Raw genomic sequence first — 14,359 nt, 5'->3', positions numbered from 1 at the left:
GCACCCCGCCCCCGGAGCACCTCCGGCACGCCGAACGACCTCCGGCTCGCGGGAACCGGCGACTCCGGCGAGCCGGAGCGGGTTCCCCGAGCCGGAGGCCGCTCAGACGCGCGCCTCCGGCATGGCGGATCAGGCCGACTCGTTCGACTCCAGCATCTCGGTGACGAGCGCCGCGATCGCCGAGCGCTCCGAGCGGGTCAGCGTCACGTGGGCGAACAGCGGGTGCCCCTTGAGCGTCTCGATCACCGAGGCGACGCCGTCGTAGCGGCCGACGCGCAGGTTGTCGCGCTGGGCGACGTCGTGCGTGAGCACCACCCGCGAGTTCTGGCCGACCCGGGACAGCACCGTCAGCAGCACGTTGCGCTCGAGCGACTGCGCCTCGTCCACGATCACGAACGCGTCGTGCAGCGAGCGGCCGCGGATGTGCGTCAGCGGCAGCACCTCGAGCATCCCGCGCTCGATCACCTCGTCGAGCACGTTCTGCGAGACCAGCGCGCCAAGAGTGTCGAAGACCGCCTGGGCCCAGGGGTTCATCTTCTCCGCGGCGTCGCCCGGCAGGAAGCCCAGGTCCTGGCCGCCGACCGCGTAGAGCGGCCGGAACACCATGATCTTCTTATGCTGGCGCTTCTCCAGCACGGCCTCGAGACCGGCGCAGAGGGCGAGCGCCGACTTGCCGGTGCCGGCCCGGCCGCCGAGCGAGACGATGCCCACCTCCTGGTCGAGCAGCAGATCGATCGCGAGCCGCTGCTCCGCCGAGCGGCCGTGCAGCCCGAAGACGTCCTTGTCGCCGCGCACGAGCGTGATCTGGCGCTTGCCGGTCACCCGGGCGAGCGCGGAGCCGCGGTCCGAGTGCACGACCAGCCCGGTGTTGATCGGGATGTCGGCGACCTCGTCGGTGAAGAGCCGCTCGCGGTCGTACAGCTCGCTCATCTGGTCGCCCCGGAGGGTGACGTCGTCCATGCCCGTCCAGCCCGACTCGGGGGCCAGCTCGGCGAGGTACTCCTCGGCGGCGAGGCCGATCGAGGCGGCCTTCACGCGCATCGGCATGTCCTTCGACACGACGGTGACGAGGGCGCCCTCGCTCTGCAGGTTCATCGCCACGGCGAGGATCCGCGAGTCGTTGTCGCCGAGCTGCAGCCCGCTGGGGAGCACCGACATGTTCGAGTGGTTCAGCTCGACGCGGAGGGTCCCGCCCCGGCCGACCCGGATCGGGAAGTCGAGCCGCTCGTGCTTGACCCGCAGCTCGTCGAGGTGCCGCAGCGCCTGGCGGGCGAAGTAGCCGATCTCGGGGTCGTTGCGCTTGCCCTCGAGCTCGCTGATCACGACGATCGGCAGGACGACGGCGTGCTCCGCGAAGCGGAACATCGAGGAGGGATCCGACAGCAGCACCGAGGTGTCGAGGACGTAGGTGCGCTGGAGCTGCTCGGTGCGATCCGAGGCGCCGTGCTGCGCGCGGCGGTGGACCGCGCCCTGCGTGCCGTTCTGCGGATCCGTACCCTGGGGAACTGTCACGTCGACTCTCCACATTCCGGGGGCCGGAGCCCCCGACTCACTTCAGAGGATTGCGAGTCGGCCGGTGGTGCGTGTCAGCACCGCTCAGTTCCTTCACTGGCAGGTCTTCGAGCCGTACTTCTGTGGCCGACTCGACCAGGTGCGTCACCTGATGATCCGAACCTAATCCCGGAAATGACAGCCGTGTGGTTCTTGCCGAGACGAACGTGTAACGGCTATGTGAACAGCGCGCGCGGGAGGGCGGCTCAGCTGCCGAAGCGGCGGTGCCGGCCGGCGTAGTCGCGCAGCGCCCGGAGGAAGTCGACCTCGCGGATGTCGGGCCCGAGCGCCTCCATGAAGTAGAACTCGCTGTGCGCGCTCTGCCAGAGCATGAAGTCGGAGAGCCGCTGCTCGCCCGAGGTGCGGATTACGAGATCCGGGTCGGGCTGGCCGCTGGTGTAGAGGTGCTCGCCGATCAGCTCGGGAGTGAGCAGCCCCGCGACGTCCTCGATCGACGAGCCGCGCTTGCCGTGCTCGTCCAGGATGCTGCGGACCGCCTGCGCGATCTCGTGCCGTCCGCCGTAGCCGACAGCGAGGTTCACGTGCAGGCCGGTGTGTGCGGCGGTGCGCTCCTCCGCGCGGTCGAGCGCCGAGACGAGCGACTCCGGCAGCCCGTCGTCGGAGCCCACGTGCTGCACCCGCCACTCGGGCTGCTGCGAGACCTCCTCGGCGAGGTCGGCGATGATCGCGATCAGCTCGGTCAGCTCGGAGCTGTCCCGGCCGACCAGGTTGTCCTGCGAGAGCAGGTAGAGGGTGACGTGCCGGACGCCGAGCTCGTCGCACCACTGCAGGAACTCGTGCACCTTCGCGGCGCCCGCCCGGTGACCGTGCGCGGCCGTCTCCAGTGCGCGCTGGCGGGCCCAGCGGCGGTTGCCGTCGATGATCATCGCGACGTGGTTCGGCAGCGCGGCGCCCTCGAGACTCGAGCGCAGGCGCTTCTTGTAGACGCCGTAGAGGAGGTCCCTTCCCACAGGCAGTCTCGGCTTCGGCACCCTGCCACGGTAGTCGAAGACGGGACCGGTCAGCGGACCTCGGCCGCTCACCCGTCCGAGCGTCGTCTCCGGGTCCGTGCCGGGCGGCGGGTCGTATCCTCGTCCGTATGAGCCAGCGGCCGACCTCCCCCACGCCCGATCCGGACGCGCGCGCCCTGGCCCGGGACGAGGCGGCGCATCCGCCGCTGCCCGCCCTGCCGCTCGTCGAGGACGAGATCGAGCACGGCCCGGCGACGGAGGCGCGACCGACCTGGCGCGGCTGGATCCACGCCGGCCTGTTCCCCCTGGCGATCGCGGCGGGCATCGTCCTGGTCAGCGTCGCCGACGGCGCTCCGGCGAAGTGGGCGGCCACCGTGTTCGCCGTCTCGTCGCTGCTGCTCTTCGGCAACTCCGCGCTCTACCACCGCTTCGACTGGGCGCCGCGGACCAAGATGATCCTCAAGCGGATCGACCACGCGAACATCTTCCTGCTGATCGCCGGCACCTACACGCCGCTGGCCGCGCTCGCCCTGCCGCCCGCGCAGGGGTCGCTGCTGCTCGTGCTGGTCTGGGCGGGGGCGCTGCTCGGGATCGGCTTCCGGGTGTTCTGGATCTCCGCGCCGCGCTGGCTCTACGTGCCGCTCTACCTGCTGCTGGGCTGGGCGGCCGTGATGTATCTCGGACCGCTGTTCGAGGCGAGCGCGGCGATGATGGTGCTCGTCCTGGTCGGCGGCCTCTGCTACTCCGTCGGCGCGGTGATCTACGGGATCAAGCGGCCCAATCCGCTGCCCGGAGTCTTCGGCTTCCACGAGATCTTCCACGCGCTGACCGCGGTGGCCTTCCTCTGCCACTGGACGGCGGCGCTGATCGTCTGCCTGCACCCGACCTACAACGTCGGCTGAGCGCGGCGGGCTCAGCGCCCCGCGGCGCCGTCCGCGCTCTCGCGCTCCTCGGCGTCGAGCTGCTCGTTCACCTGGGCGCGGTAGGTCGTCCGGCGCACCCGGCGCACCATGTCGAGCGCCAGGAGGACCGCGGCGAGCGCGATCACGAACATGGTGATGAAGCCGAACAGGCCGGGCGTCACCGTGTCCTCGTTGAACTCCGGCGCGGTCGTCGGCACGGGCGTCGCCTCGGCGGCGCGGATCAGCGCGAGGTGGGCGGCCTCGAGCACGGTCGCGGTGATCATGCGGTCTGCTCCTCGGGGACGGGGGCGGCGTCTTCAGCGGCGGCGGAGTCGGCCGGCAGCGCGACGTCGATCCCGGCGAAGAGGTCGGTCTCGGGGGTCGGCGCGTCGACCCGGCTCTGCACGAGCTGGAAGTCGTCGGTCGGCCACGCGGCGTCGATCGCCGAGTGCGGGAGGAAGAAGAACTTGTTGTCGGGAGCGACCTGGCTCGCGTGCGCGAGCAGGGCCGCGTCGCGGCGGTCGTGGAAGCCGGAGACGACGATCTTCGTGGTGGCGAGGTAGGGCGTCTCCTCGTTCCAGCGCTTCATCTCCTCGAACGAGGCGAGCAGCGGGTCCTCCGGGTCGATCGAGCGGATGTGCTCGGCGATCGCGCGCAGCTTCTGCGAGCTGAAGACGCGGTCGTAGTAGAGCTTCGAGACGGACCAGGCGGCGCCGGTGCCGGGGTACTCGTCGGCCTCGCCCGCGGCGCGGAAGGCCTCGACCGCGACCTGGTGCGCCCGGATGTGGTCCGGGTGCGGGTAGCCGCCGTTCTCGTCGTAGCTGATGATCACGTGCGGGCGGAAGCGGCGGACGAGCCGCACCAGCGGCGCGGCCGCGGTCGGCAGCGGCAGGCCGGCGAAGGAGTCCGCGGCGACGGCGCCGTCCTCGGGCATCCCGGAGTCGACGAAGCCGAGCCAGGCGTGCTCGACGCCGAGCGCCCGCTGAGCGGCGGCCATCTCGTAGCGGCGGAGGCCGCCCATGTCGCGCTCGGCGTGAGCCCGGGCCGAGAGCGCCTCGTTCAGGATCGAGCCGGCCTCGCCGCCCGTGCAGGAGACGACCATGACCTCGGCGCCGCGGTCGGCGTAGGAGGCGAGGGTCGCGGCGCCCTTGCTGGACTCGTCGTCCGGGTGGGCGTGCACGGCGAGCAGGCGCGGGACCTCGCGCGGCGCAGCGTCGGCGTGCGCCTCTGAATCTGCGGAGACCTGGACGGCCTGGGACACGATCTCTCGATTCCTCGGGGTTTAATGGGGGACGTCGCCGGGTTCTCTCCGGCGCACGTCACCCGCCAGAATAGTCGCTTCACCCAGGGAGTTCCGTGGCCGCCCGAACGTCCGAGAGCGACGAGCGCGCGAGCGACCCCGCCCTCGATCCGGACGCCGTCCGCGCCGCCGGCCCGCTCGCCTCCCGCTACGGGAGGACGCCCCGCAGCCGCCGCGGCGACCGCCGGCTGTTCGCCCTCGTCGCCGTCGCCTTCGTCGCCGTCTTCGCCGCCTGGGTGATCTGGGCCGGCCTCGACGGCGCCCGCGACGGCGTCGACGTGCAGGACACCGCGCACCAGGTGGTCGACGACCGCACCGTCGAGGTGTCGTTCGATCTGACCGTCCCGACCGGCCGCGACGCCGCCTGTGCTGTCCAGGCGCTCAACGAGCAGTCCGCCGTCGTCGGCTGGCTCGTCGTCGAGTACCCCGCGTCGACCGAGCGCTTCCGCTCCTACACCGAGACGGTGCGGACCACGGAGCTCGCCACGACAGGTTTGATCTCCTCCTGCTGGCTCCCGTAGGGTGTCGGGGTGCCCTGACGGACTCGTCGGGGCCTTGTCTTTTCCCCCGCCGCACGCCCTCGGTCGATCCGGTCGCCGGGCGCAGGCGTCCGACAGCACCGTCGGTCGCGCGCGGCCGTCATGTGAGGAGCCCACCATGGCCGACCAGCCTCAGGTCACCTGGATGACCCAGGAGTCGTACGACCGCCTCCAGGCGGAGCACACCGAGCTGTCCACCAACGGCCGCCTCGAGATCGCCAAGCGCATCGAGGTCGCGCGCGAGGAGGGCGACCTCAAGGAGAACGGCGGCTACCACGCCGCGAAGGACGAGCAGGGCAAGATCGAGGCGCGCATCCGCCAGCTGACCGCGCTGCTGCGCGAGGCCGAGATCGGCACGCCGCCCGAGAGCCACGGCGTCGTCGAGGCGGGCACGATCATCACCGCCGAGATCGCCGGCGATGAGTCGCGCTTCCTCCTCGGCAACCGCGAGATGGCGGGCGAGAGCGACCTCGACGTCTACAGCCCGCAGAGCCCGCTCGGCGGCGCCATCATGGGCCTGAAGGTCGGCGACTCCACCACCTTCGAGGCCCCCAACGGCCGGAACATCACGGTCAAGGTCACGAACGTCGAGACCTGGAACGGCCACTGACCCTCAGCGCTGACGCACTCCGCGAGATGCCACTTGTGCGCCCGACATGCCGTGTCGGGCCGTCACAAGTGGCATCTCGCGTTGACAGGCGGGCTAGCCGTTCGAGAGGCGCGGGGAGTAGCCCGCGTCGCGGAGGACCTGGAGGACGCGGTCGGCGTGCTCGGGACCGCGGGTCTCGACGCTGATCTCGAGCTCGACCTCGCTGATCTGCAGGCCTCGGCCGTGCCGGGTGTGCAGCACCTCGACGACGTTGGCGTTCGCCTCCGAGATCAGGTCCGCGATCCGCGCGAGCTGACCCGGCCGGTCGGGCAGCCCGATGCTCATCTTGAGGTAGCGCTCGGAGGCGGCGAGCCCCCGGCTGATCACGCGCTCCATCATCAGCGGGTCGATGTTGCCGCCGGAGAGGATGACAGCGGTGCGGCCCGCGTTCCGGATCTTGCCGGTGAGGATCGCGGCGATGCCGACTGCGCCGGCCGGCTCGACGACGAGCTTCGCGCGCTCGAGCAGCACGAGCAGCGCCCGCGCGGTGTCGTCGTCCTCGACGGTGACGACCTCGTCGACGACCTCCCGGATGATCTCGAAGTTGAGCTGCCCGGGCTTCGCGACCGCGATGCCGTCGGCGATGGTGGGCGAGATCGTGATCGCGATCGGCTCCCCCGCCGCGAGCGAGAGCGGATACGGCGCCGCGTTCGCCGCCTGGACGCCGATGACCCGCAGCGTGCGCCCCTCCTGGGCCGCCTTCTGCTTCGCCGCGGAGGCGACGCCGGCGATGAGCCCTCCGCCGCCGATCGGGACGACGAGGGTCTCGACTCCCGGCGCCTGCTCGAGGATCTCGAGGCCGATCGTGCCCTGGCCCGTGATGACGTCCGGATGGTCGTAGGGCGGCACGAAGACCGCGCCGGTGCGCTCGGCGAACTCGGCCGCCGCGGCGAGGGCCTCGTTGAAGATGTGCCCGCTCAGCACCACCTCCGCGCCGTAGTCGCGGGTCGCCGCGAGCTTGGGCAGGGCGACGCCGATGGGCATGAAGATGGTCGCCTTGATGCCGAGCTCGCGCGCGGCGAAGGCGACGCCCTGCGCGTGGTTGCCGGCTGAGGCGGCGACGACGCCGCGCTCGCGCTCCTCCGCCGAGAGGTGCGAGAGCCGGAACACAGCGCCGCGGATCTTGTAGGAGCCGGTGCGCTGCAGGTTCTCGCACTTGAGGAACACGGGCGAGCCGAGCACCTCGGCGAGGAAGCTGCTCGTCTCCATCGGGGTGTTGGCGATCACGGGGGCGAGGACGGTTCGGGCCGCCTCGAACTCGCTCAGGGTCGGTCCGACGACGCGGCTAGTCTGCATGCTCTTCGGCAACTCTCTCGGGGGTTCGGGTCGGCGAGCGCCAGGCTCCGCTCGCGACGTAGTTGACCATGACGTTGAGGGTCGCGACCACGGGGACCGCGAAGAAGGCGCCCGCGATGCCCGCGACGATCGAACCGCCGGCGACCGCGAGGACGACGGCGAGCGGGTGCACCTTGACGGCGGAGCCCATGATCAGCGGCTGGAGGATGTGCCCCTCCAGCTGCTGCACGCCGAGGACGACGATGAGCAGGATCAGCGCGATGACCGGGCCGTTGTAGACCAGGGCGATGAAGACGGCGAGCGCTCCGGTGACGACGGCTCCGATGACCGGCACGAAGGAGCCGAGGAAGACCAGCACGCCGATCGGGATCGCGAGCGGGACGCCGAGGAAGAACGAGCCGAGACCGATGCCCACCGCGTCGACGAAGGCGACCAGGATCTGCACCTTCACGAAGTTGGTCAGCGTGACCCAGCCCGCCCGGCCGGCGCCGTCGACGGCGCCGCGCGCGCGGTGCGGGAACAGCCGCACCACCCAGCGCCAGATGTTCGGGCCGTCGATCAGGATGAAGAGCGTCGAGAACAGCGTCAGCAGCACACCGGTGAGCACGTGCCCGACCGTCGAGCCGACGCTGAGGGCGCCGCTGACCAGCATCCCCGAGTCCTGCTGCACCGCCGCGAGCGCCTGCTGCGCGTACTGGTTGATGTCGGTCTCGGTCAGGTGCAGCGGGCCCTCGAGCAGCCAGGTCTTGAGGTCGTCGTAGGACTCCACCGTCTGGCGGCTGAGATCGTCGAAGCCGGAGTAGACCTGGGTGACGACGAGGAAGAGCAGCCCGCCGATCACCAGGACGATGCCGAGCTCGGCCACCACGATCGCGAGCCACTTGGGCCAGTGGTGGCGCTGCAGGAACGTCGAGAACGGCACGAGCAGCGCCGCGATGACGATCGCGAGCAGCAGGGGGATGACGATCAGCCGCAGCTCGATCACGAGCAGGCCGATCACGGCGAGAGCGCCGGCGACCACGAGGATCCGCCAGGCCCACGCCCCGGCGATGCGCATCCCGGTGCTGACGAAGGCCGCATCCGGGTCGAGCGGGCGGGGCTGCGGCGGACGCTCGGGAGCCGCGGTGATGCGGGCGGCGTCGCGGGCGCCGGACGTGCGGCGGGACCGGCCGAGTCTCATCCGCCCAGACTAATCCCCGCCGCATTCCGCGGGCGGAATCCGCGACGACTCACGCGGCGGCGCGGACCGCCACCGGCCGCAGCGCCAGTGCGAGACCGACGCGCTCCCCCGGTGCGAGCCGGATCCCGGCGGCGTGCTGCACGACGAGCTCGTCGCCCTGCTCGGTCCGGACCGTCGAGCGGCGCACCGGGCCGAGGAAGCTGGTCGCGACGACGACCGCGGGCAGGGCGCCGGGGGCACCGCCCGGCACGATCTCGATGTCCTCCGGCCGGAGGAACGCCGACACCGCGCCGTCCCCCGTCGCCGGATCCACCAGTGGCAGGCGTGCCCCGAGCACGGAGACGCCGCCCGCGGACACGACTCCCGGCACGACGTTCGAGAGGCCGACGAAGTGCGCGACGAACGGCGTCGAGGGCCGCGCGTAGAGGTCCTCCGGTGCCCCGAGCTGCTCGATGCGCCCGGCGCTCATCACGGCGACCCGGTCGGCGACGGCGAGCGCCTCCTCCTGGTCGTGGGTGACGAAGAACGTGGTGATGCCGATCTCGGACTGGAGCCGCTTGATCTCGTCGCGCAGCTGCACGCGGACCTTCGCGTCCAGCGCGGAGAGCGGCTCGTCCAGGAGCAGGACCCGCGGACGGGTCACGAGCGCCCGGGCGAGCGCCACCCGCTGCTGCTGCCCGCCGGAGAGCTGATGCGCGTAGCGGTCGCCCAGAGCGCCGAGGCCGACCAGGTCGAGCGCGTCCTGCGCGGCCGTCCGCCGCTCCTTCGCCGCGACACCGCGGGTGCGCAGGCCGAACTCGACGTTCTCGCGGGCGCGCAGGTGCGGGAAGAGCGAGTACGACTGGAAGACCATGCCCATGTCGCGGCGGGCGACCGGCAGGCCGGCGACGTCGCGCTCGTCGACCAGGATGCGGCCGGAGTCGATCCGCTCGAGCCCACTGAGCGCGCGCAGCGCCGTGGTCTTGCCGCAGCCGGACGGGCCGAGGAGGGCGATGAACTCCCCCGGTGCGACGTCGAAGCTGACGCCGTCGAGGGCGCGGGCGGCGCCGTAGTGCCGCGCGACGTCGAGGAAGCGGACGCGAGCGCCCGGGGAGAGAGGAGCGGTCACGGCGTGCCTTTCGAAGCGCGGCGCCCGGTGGCGACGAGTCCGATCCGCGCGAGGCGGCCGATCCCGAGCAGCAGGGCGAAGGCGAACAGGAGGGAGAGGAGCGAGAAGATCACGGCGACGTAGGCGTCCTGCTTCGACACCTGCACGAGACCGGTCTGCAGGGTGGTCCGGCTGAGCAGCGAGGCGATGGTGTACTCGCCGAGGACCACCGCGACCGTGATCAGCGCGGCGGCGACGAGACCGCGGCGCAGATTCGGCAGCAGCACCCGGGTGAGCACGCCGACGGGGCCGGCGCCCAGCGAGCGGGCGGCCTCCGAGAGCGTGATGGCATCCAGCCCCGCGAGGTCGGCGGCGATCGCGCGGTAGGCGTAGGGCAGCACGAGCACGCCGTAGGCGAGCGCGAGCGTCCAGGGGGACGATCCGACGAGCCGGGTGATCACCGAGTAGACCGGGGCCAGCCCGACGACCAGCACGATCGCGGGGACGGTCAGCGGGAGCAGGCAGACCAGCTCGAGCGCCCGGCGCAGGCGCGGCAGGCGGATCTCGACGAGGAGCATCGTCGGCACGAGCAGCACGAGCACGATCAGGGCGGTGACGACCGCGAGGACCAGCGAGTTGCCGATGCCCTGGAAGAGCGCGCGGTAGCCGCGCTCGTTCTCCGGGTCGAGGATCGCGGTCCAGTGCGAGAGGTCGTAGCCGCCGGCGCCGCGGAGGGTGAACTCGGCCATCGCGATCAGCGGCACCGCGAAGGCGAGGCCGGTGACGACCAGGACGGTGCGCGAGAGGGCGCGGGTCATCGCTGCCACCGCCGGGCGCGGCGCTGCAGCAGCGCGTAGCCAGACATCAGCACGATCATCACCAGGAGCATCCCGAGCGCGAGCGCGCCGGCCAGGTTCTCCCGGCCGAGGACCGTCTCGCTGACGAGGGCGGCGCGGATCTGCAGCGGCACGATCTGCGCGCCCTGGCTGATCAACGCCGCGGCCGTGGCGAACGAGGAGAACGCGTTGGCGAACAGCAGCAGCACCGAGCCGAGGAAGGAGGGCGCGAGGACGGGGACCGCGACCCGCCACCAGTAGCTCACCCCTCCCCCGCCGAGCACGGCGTTCGCCTCGGCCCACTCGGGGCGCAGGCCCTCGAGGGCGGGCAGGAAGGTCAGCACCATCAGCGGGATCTGGAAGTAGAGGTAGGGCAGGATCAGCCCGGGCAGCTGGTAGAGCCAGACCCCGTCGGCGTAGAGGTCGACACCCGCGCCGGCCAGGAGGGTCGTGACGAGGCCCTGCACGCCGATCGTCGCGATGAACGCGAACGCCAGCATCACGCCGCCGAACTGGGCGAGCACGCTCGCGGCGGCGTCGACGATCGTGCGCAGCGGACCGCGCGGATCGGCGCCGAGCAGGGCCAGGCAGACGATCCCGCCGAGGATCGCGCCGACGACGGCGGTGAGCGCCGACAGACCGAGCGAGGCGCCGAAGGCCGACAGGACGACGGGATCGCCCAGCGCCGCGACGTTCGCGAGCGTCGGCCGGCCGTCGCCGTCCACGAAGCCCGTGCCGACCGCGAGGACGGTCGGCACGGCGAGGAAGAGCAGGACGTAGACCGCGAACGGAGCGACGCCGAGCGCTGCGGGGAGACCGCGCCGTCCCCGGGGCGCACGGGCCTCGGGGACGGCGCGGACGGCGGCGGTCGTCACTGGATCGCCGCGCCCCACTTCTCGGCCAGCAGGGCCGAGGCGGCCTCGGTCTGCTCGGAGGTGAACTGGACGAGGTCCTCGGGGGCGGCGCCGACCGCGTCGAGGGCCTGCTGGTCGACCGTGCCCGCGTCGACCATGGCCGCCAGGCGCACGGGGTAGGCGCCGGCCGCGAGGTAGAGGTTCTGCGCGGCGTCGGAGTAGAGGTACTCCTGCCAGAGGCGCGCGGCGGCCGGGTGCGGCGCGTCGGCGTTGATCGCCTGGTTGTAGTAGCTGCCGACCGCGGTGCCGGGCAGCACCGTCGTCGTCCACTCGCGGGTGCCCTCGTTCGCCGTCGCGGCGGCGAGGTTGTTGTAGCTCCAGTCGAAGACGACCGGGGTCTCGCCCGAGGCGATGGTCGCGTCGGTCGGGTCCAGCGGCAGGAAGTTGCCCGCGTCGTTCAGCTTCTCGAAGAAGTCGATGCCCGGCTGGACGTCGTCGGCCGAGCCGCCCGACTGCAGGGCGGCGAGCTGCACGGCGGCGGCCGCGGCTCCGGCCTGGGTCGGGTCGCCGTTGATCGCGACGGAGCCGCGGTAGTCGGCGCCGAGCAGGTCGTCGAGCGCCTCGGGCGCGGGCACGGCGTCGGCGTCGTAGCCGATCGACATCAGGCCGGTGTAGTCGTTCACCCAGAGGCCGGTCTCCTCGCGGTTGCCCTCGGGGATGTCGTCCCAGGTCTCGACCTTGTACGGCGCGAAGAGGTCGGTGTTGGCGAGGGCCACGGCGGCACCGAGGTCGAAGACGTCCGGAGCGGTGTCCTGGCCGGCCAGGTTCTGCGCGGTGCTGATCTCCTCGGCGGAGGAGACGTCGGGGTCGGCCGAGTTGACGGTGATGCCGTACTCGTCCTCGAAGCCCGAGATGAGCTCGCCGTAGTTGGCCCAGTTGTCGGGCAGCGCGATCACGTTGAGCTCGCCTTCGGCCTTCGCGGCCTCGATCAGGGCGTCGAGCCCGCCGAGGTCGGCGGCGGAGGTCGCGGTCGAGGCGTCGACGGACGCGTCCCCCGACGAGGCGCCGGCGTCGCCGGAGCAGGCGGTCAGGGTGAGAGCGAGAGCGGCGGTCGCGGCGGCGAGCACGCCGGCGCGGGGGAAGCGCTGGGTCGTCAAGAGTCCTCCAGGAGTCGGGTGGGTGGGCCCCTGCGGGCGCCTCGGGAAACGTAGGGGCTGCTCCCGACGTCCCGGGGCCGCTGCGATGAACCGGACGGGAACACTCGGCGGCGGGACAGGATCGGCCGATGTCGGCGGCCTTCGCTAGCGTGGGGGCACCATGACCGAGCAGCTCAGCCCCGCGCTCGCGCGCCGCATCGCCCTGGCCGCCCAGGGCTTCGGCGCCGCGCCGCCGCCGAGCGTCGGCACGCGGCAGATCCTCGGCGTGATCGACCGGATCCGGCCGCTGCAGCTCGACTCGGTCAACGTCTTCGAGCGCAGCCACTACCTCCCCGTCCTCGCCCGCCTCGGCCCCTACGACCGCGGCCTCCTCGACGCCGTCGCGTTCTCGCCGAAGGGGCACTACCTGGAGTACTGGGCGCACGAGGCGGCTCTGATCCGCCGCGCGGACCTGCCGCTCTACCGCTGGCGGATGGAGCACTACCGCCGCGTGCGCCTGCCCGAGCACGAGGGCTGGGCGGCCGAGAACCGCTCCACGCTGGACTGGCTGCGCGCGGCTCTCGCGGACGGCCCGCTGCGCGCCTCGGAGATCGAGCACGAGGCCAACACCCGCACCGGTCCGTGGTGGGGCTGGTCCGACATGAAGCGCGGGCTCGAGGTGCTCTTCCGCTGGGGCGAGGTCGTCTCCGCCGGGCGCACGCGCTTCGAGCGCTCCTACGCACTCGCCGAGCAGGTGCTGCCCCGCGAGGTGCTGGCGGCCGAGGTCTCCGCGGAGGACGCGGTCCGCGAGCTGGTGCGCCGCTCCGCGCTCGCCCTCGGCGTCGGCACCCTCGGCGATCTCGCCGACTATCACCGGCTGCTGAAGGCGCCGACGCTCGCGGCCGTGCACGACCTGGTCGACGCCGGCGAGCTGGTGCCCGTCGAGGTCCGCGGCTGGGAGCGCTCGGGTCGCCCGCTGCCGCTCTGGCGGCACACCGCGGCGCGGCGGCCGCGGGAGCTCCGCGCCGACGCGCTGCTCTCCCCCTTCGATCCCGTGGTCTGGCACCGCCCGCGCGCCGAGCTCTTCTTCGACTTCCACTACCGGATCGAGATCTACACGCCGGCGGCGCAGCGCGTGCACGGCTACTACGTGCTGCCCGTGCTGCTCGACGACGTCCTGGCGGCGCGGGTCGACCTCAAGAGCGATCGCCAGAACGGCGTGCTGCGCGTGCAGGCGGCCTGGCGCGAGCCCGGGGCGCCGCCGGACACCGCCGAGCGCCTCGCCGCGCTGCTCGTCGCCGCCGCGCACTGGCAGGGGCTCGAGTCGGTCGACGTCGTCGGGCGGGGCACCCTCGCGCCCGAGCTCCTCGTCGCGCTCACCGCAGGGCACCGCGAGGTCCTCGCATGAGCGTCCCCCAGGAGCGGCAGGGTCCGATCGCGCTGGCGCTCTCGGAGAAGTGCGTCGCCCTGCTGCTGGAGCGCGGGACCACGAAGGGCGTCAGCTCGATCGACCTGGCGCACGCCGCCGGCATCTCGCTGCGCACCTTCCACCGCTACCTCGGCGGCAAGGAGGACTGCGTGCGGCCCGTGCTCTACGCGGCGATCGCGGCCATGGGGCGCGAGCTCGTGGCGCGGCCGGAGTCGGAGTCGCTGAACACCGCGCTGGGTGCCGCGTTCGCCGCGGCCGCCTCCGGTCCGCAACTGGAGCGCACGCTGCGGCTGATGCCGCTGCTCACCGAGACGCCGGGCATGCGCGCGGTCTGGGCGCAGTCGCTGCACGACGGCGAGGCCGCGCTCACGCCGAGCATCGCGCAGCGGATGGGCCTCCCGGCGGCGGACGAGCCGCGCGCGGCCGTGCTCGCGACGGTCGTGCTGGCGCTGGTGCGGCGGGCGCTGGTGGACGCCGTCGCGACCGGCACGGACCCGGCACCGGTGTTCGACGACTACCTCACGACGCTCGACGGCGGCCCGCTCGCGGCCGGAGCCCCGGCGGCGCGCTGACGGCAGCTCTCGATACGCCTCTGCACGGCTACTCGACCAGCATGAGGGGGCGCCCCT

15 protein-coding genes are annotated in these 14,359 nt (G+C 72.5%); 5 read left to right on the top strand and 10 right to left on the bottom strand.

The features are described from left to right. Positions 1–129: 129 nt before the first annotated feature. Positions 130–1,512, bottom strand: a complete 1,383-nt coding sequence (locus GTU73_RS07355) for a PhoH family protein (RefSeq protein WP_244231803.1) — start codon at positions 1,510–1,512, stop codon at positions 130–132. Between the two features lie 245 nt (positions 1,513–1,757). Continuing rightward, positions 1,758–2,522, bottom strand: a complete 765-nt coding sequence (locus tag GTU73_RS07350) for an isoprenyl transferase (protein WP_279630807.1) — start codon at positions 2,520–2,522, stop codon at positions 1,758–1,760. Between the two features lie 128 nt (positions 2,523–2,650). Here GTU73_RS07350 and GTU73_RS07345 point away from each other — a divergent pair, with 128 nt between their 5' ends. Further along, complete coding sequence (locus GTU73_RS07345) at positions 2,651–3,424, top strand: hemolysin III family protein (RefSeq protein WP_160088224.1); 774 nt, start codon at positions 2,651–2,653, stop codon at positions 3,422–3,424. A gap of 11 nt (positions 3,425–3,435) precedes the next feature. Here the strand turns inward: GTU73_RS07345 and GTU73_RS07340 are convergent, their stop codons facing one another. Together GTU73_RS07340 and mca are read right to left on the bottom strand one after the other, a co-directional pair. Beyond that, positions 3,436–3,708, bottom strand: coding sequence for a hypothetical protein (locus GTU73_RS07340; protein ID WP_160088222.1), 273 nt, complete (start codon positions 3,706–3,708; stop codon positions 3,436–3,438). Continuing rightward, a complete protein-coding gene (gene mca, locus GTU73_RS07335) occupies positions 3,705–4,685 on the bottom strand; it encodes a mycothiol conjugate amidase Mca (RefSeq protein WP_208543748.1) in 981 nt (326 codons plus the stop codon). The genes GTU73_RS07340 and mca overlap by 4 nt, the downstream gene beginning before the upstream one ends. Positions 4,686–4,780: 95 nt before the next feature. Between mca and GTU73_RS07330 the strand changes: the two genes are divergently transcribed. Next, entirely contained in the window at positions 4,781–5,245 is a 465-nt protein-coding gene (locus GTU73_RS07330) for a DUF4307 domain-containing protein (protein ID WP_160088220.1), read from the top strand. Positions 5,246–5,381: 136 nt separating this feature from the next. Beyond that, positions 5,382–5,873, top strand: a complete 492-nt coding sequence (gene greA, locus GTU73_RS07325) for a transcription elongation factor GreA (protein WP_123702741.1) — start codon at positions 5,382–5,384, stop codon at positions 5,871–5,873. A gap of 93 nt (positions 5,874–5,966) precedes the next feature. Here greA and ilvA read toward each other — a convergent pair whose 3' ends face one another. Genes ilvA through GTU73_RS07295 form a run of 6 tightly spaced genes read right to left on the bottom strand, consistent with a single transcriptional unit; the run spans position 5,967 to position 12,322 of the window. Beyond that, complete coding sequence (ilvA, locus tag GTU73_RS07320) at positions 5,967–7,208, bottom strand: threonine ammonia-lyase (protein WP_160088218.1); 1,242 nt, start codon at positions 7,206–7,208, stop codon at positions 5,967–5,969. After that, the gene (locus GTU73_RS07315; protein ID WP_160088216.1) at positions 7,198–8,388 is read right to left on the bottom strand and encodes an AI-2E family transporter; all 1,191 of its coding nucleotides are present in this window, start codon (positions 8,386–8,388) and stop codon (positions 7,198–7,200) included. Before GTU73_RS07315 ends, ilvA begins: the two co-directional genes overlap by 11 nt. A gap of 49 nt (positions 8,389–8,437) precedes the next feature. Then, a complete protein-coding gene (locus tag GTU73_RS07310; RefSeq protein WP_160088214.1) occupies positions 8,438–9,496 on the bottom strand; it encodes an ABC transporter ATP-binding protein in 1,059 nt (352 codons plus the stop codon). Further along, entirely contained in the window at positions 9,493–10,293 is an 801-nt protein-coding gene (locus GTU73_RS07305; protein WP_160088212.1) for an ABC transporter permease subunit, read from the bottom strand. Before GTU73_RS07305 ends, GTU73_RS07310 begins: the two co-directional genes overlap by 4 nt. Continuing rightward, the gene (locus GTU73_RS07300; RefSeq protein ID WP_160088210.1) at positions 10,290–11,186 is read right to left on the bottom strand and encodes an ABC transporter permease; all 897 of its coding nucleotides are present in this window, start codon (positions 11,184–11,186) and stop codon (positions 10,290–10,292) included. Before GTU73_RS07300 ends, GTU73_RS07305 begins: the two co-directional genes overlap by 4 nt. Beyond that, on the bottom strand, positions 11,183–12,322 hold the full coding sequence (locus tag GTU73_RS07295; protein ID WP_208543747.1) for an extracellular solute-binding protein: 1,140 nt from the start codon (positions 12,320–12,322) through the stop codon (positions 11,183–11,185). The genes GTU73_RS07300 and GTU73_RS07295 overlap by 4 nt, the downstream gene beginning before the upstream one ends. Positions 12,323–12,482: 160 nt before the next feature. Here GTU73_RS07295 and GTU73_RS07290 point away from each other — a divergent pair, with 160 nt between their 5' ends. Continuing rightward, positions 12,483–13,709: a crosslink repair DNA glycosylase YcaQ family protein gene (locus GTU73_RS07290; RefSeq protein ID WP_160088208.1), complete on the top strand. Its 1,227-nt coding sequence runs from the start codon at positions 12,483–12,485 to the stop codon at positions 13,707–13,709. Beyond that, positions 13,706–14,302 (top strand): TetR/AcrR family transcriptional regulator, encoded by a 597-nt coding sequence (locus tag GTU73_RS07285; RefSeq protein ID WP_160088206.1) that lies wholly within the window; start codon positions 13,706–13,708, stop codon positions 14,300–14,302. Before GTU73_RS07290 ends, GTU73_RS07285 begins: the two co-directional genes overlap by 4 nt. Positions 14,303–14,359: the final 57 nt, after the last annotated feature.

Source organism: Rathayibacter sp. VKM Ac-2804 (assembly GCF_009866655.1).
In the GTDB taxonomy this organism is placed as follows: Bacteria; Actinomycetota; Actinomycetes; order Actinomycetales; family Microbacteriaceae; genus Rathayibacter.
The sequence above is the reverse complement of the archived record's forward strand: the minus strand, read 5'-3'. Positions and strand labels throughout refer to the sequence as shown.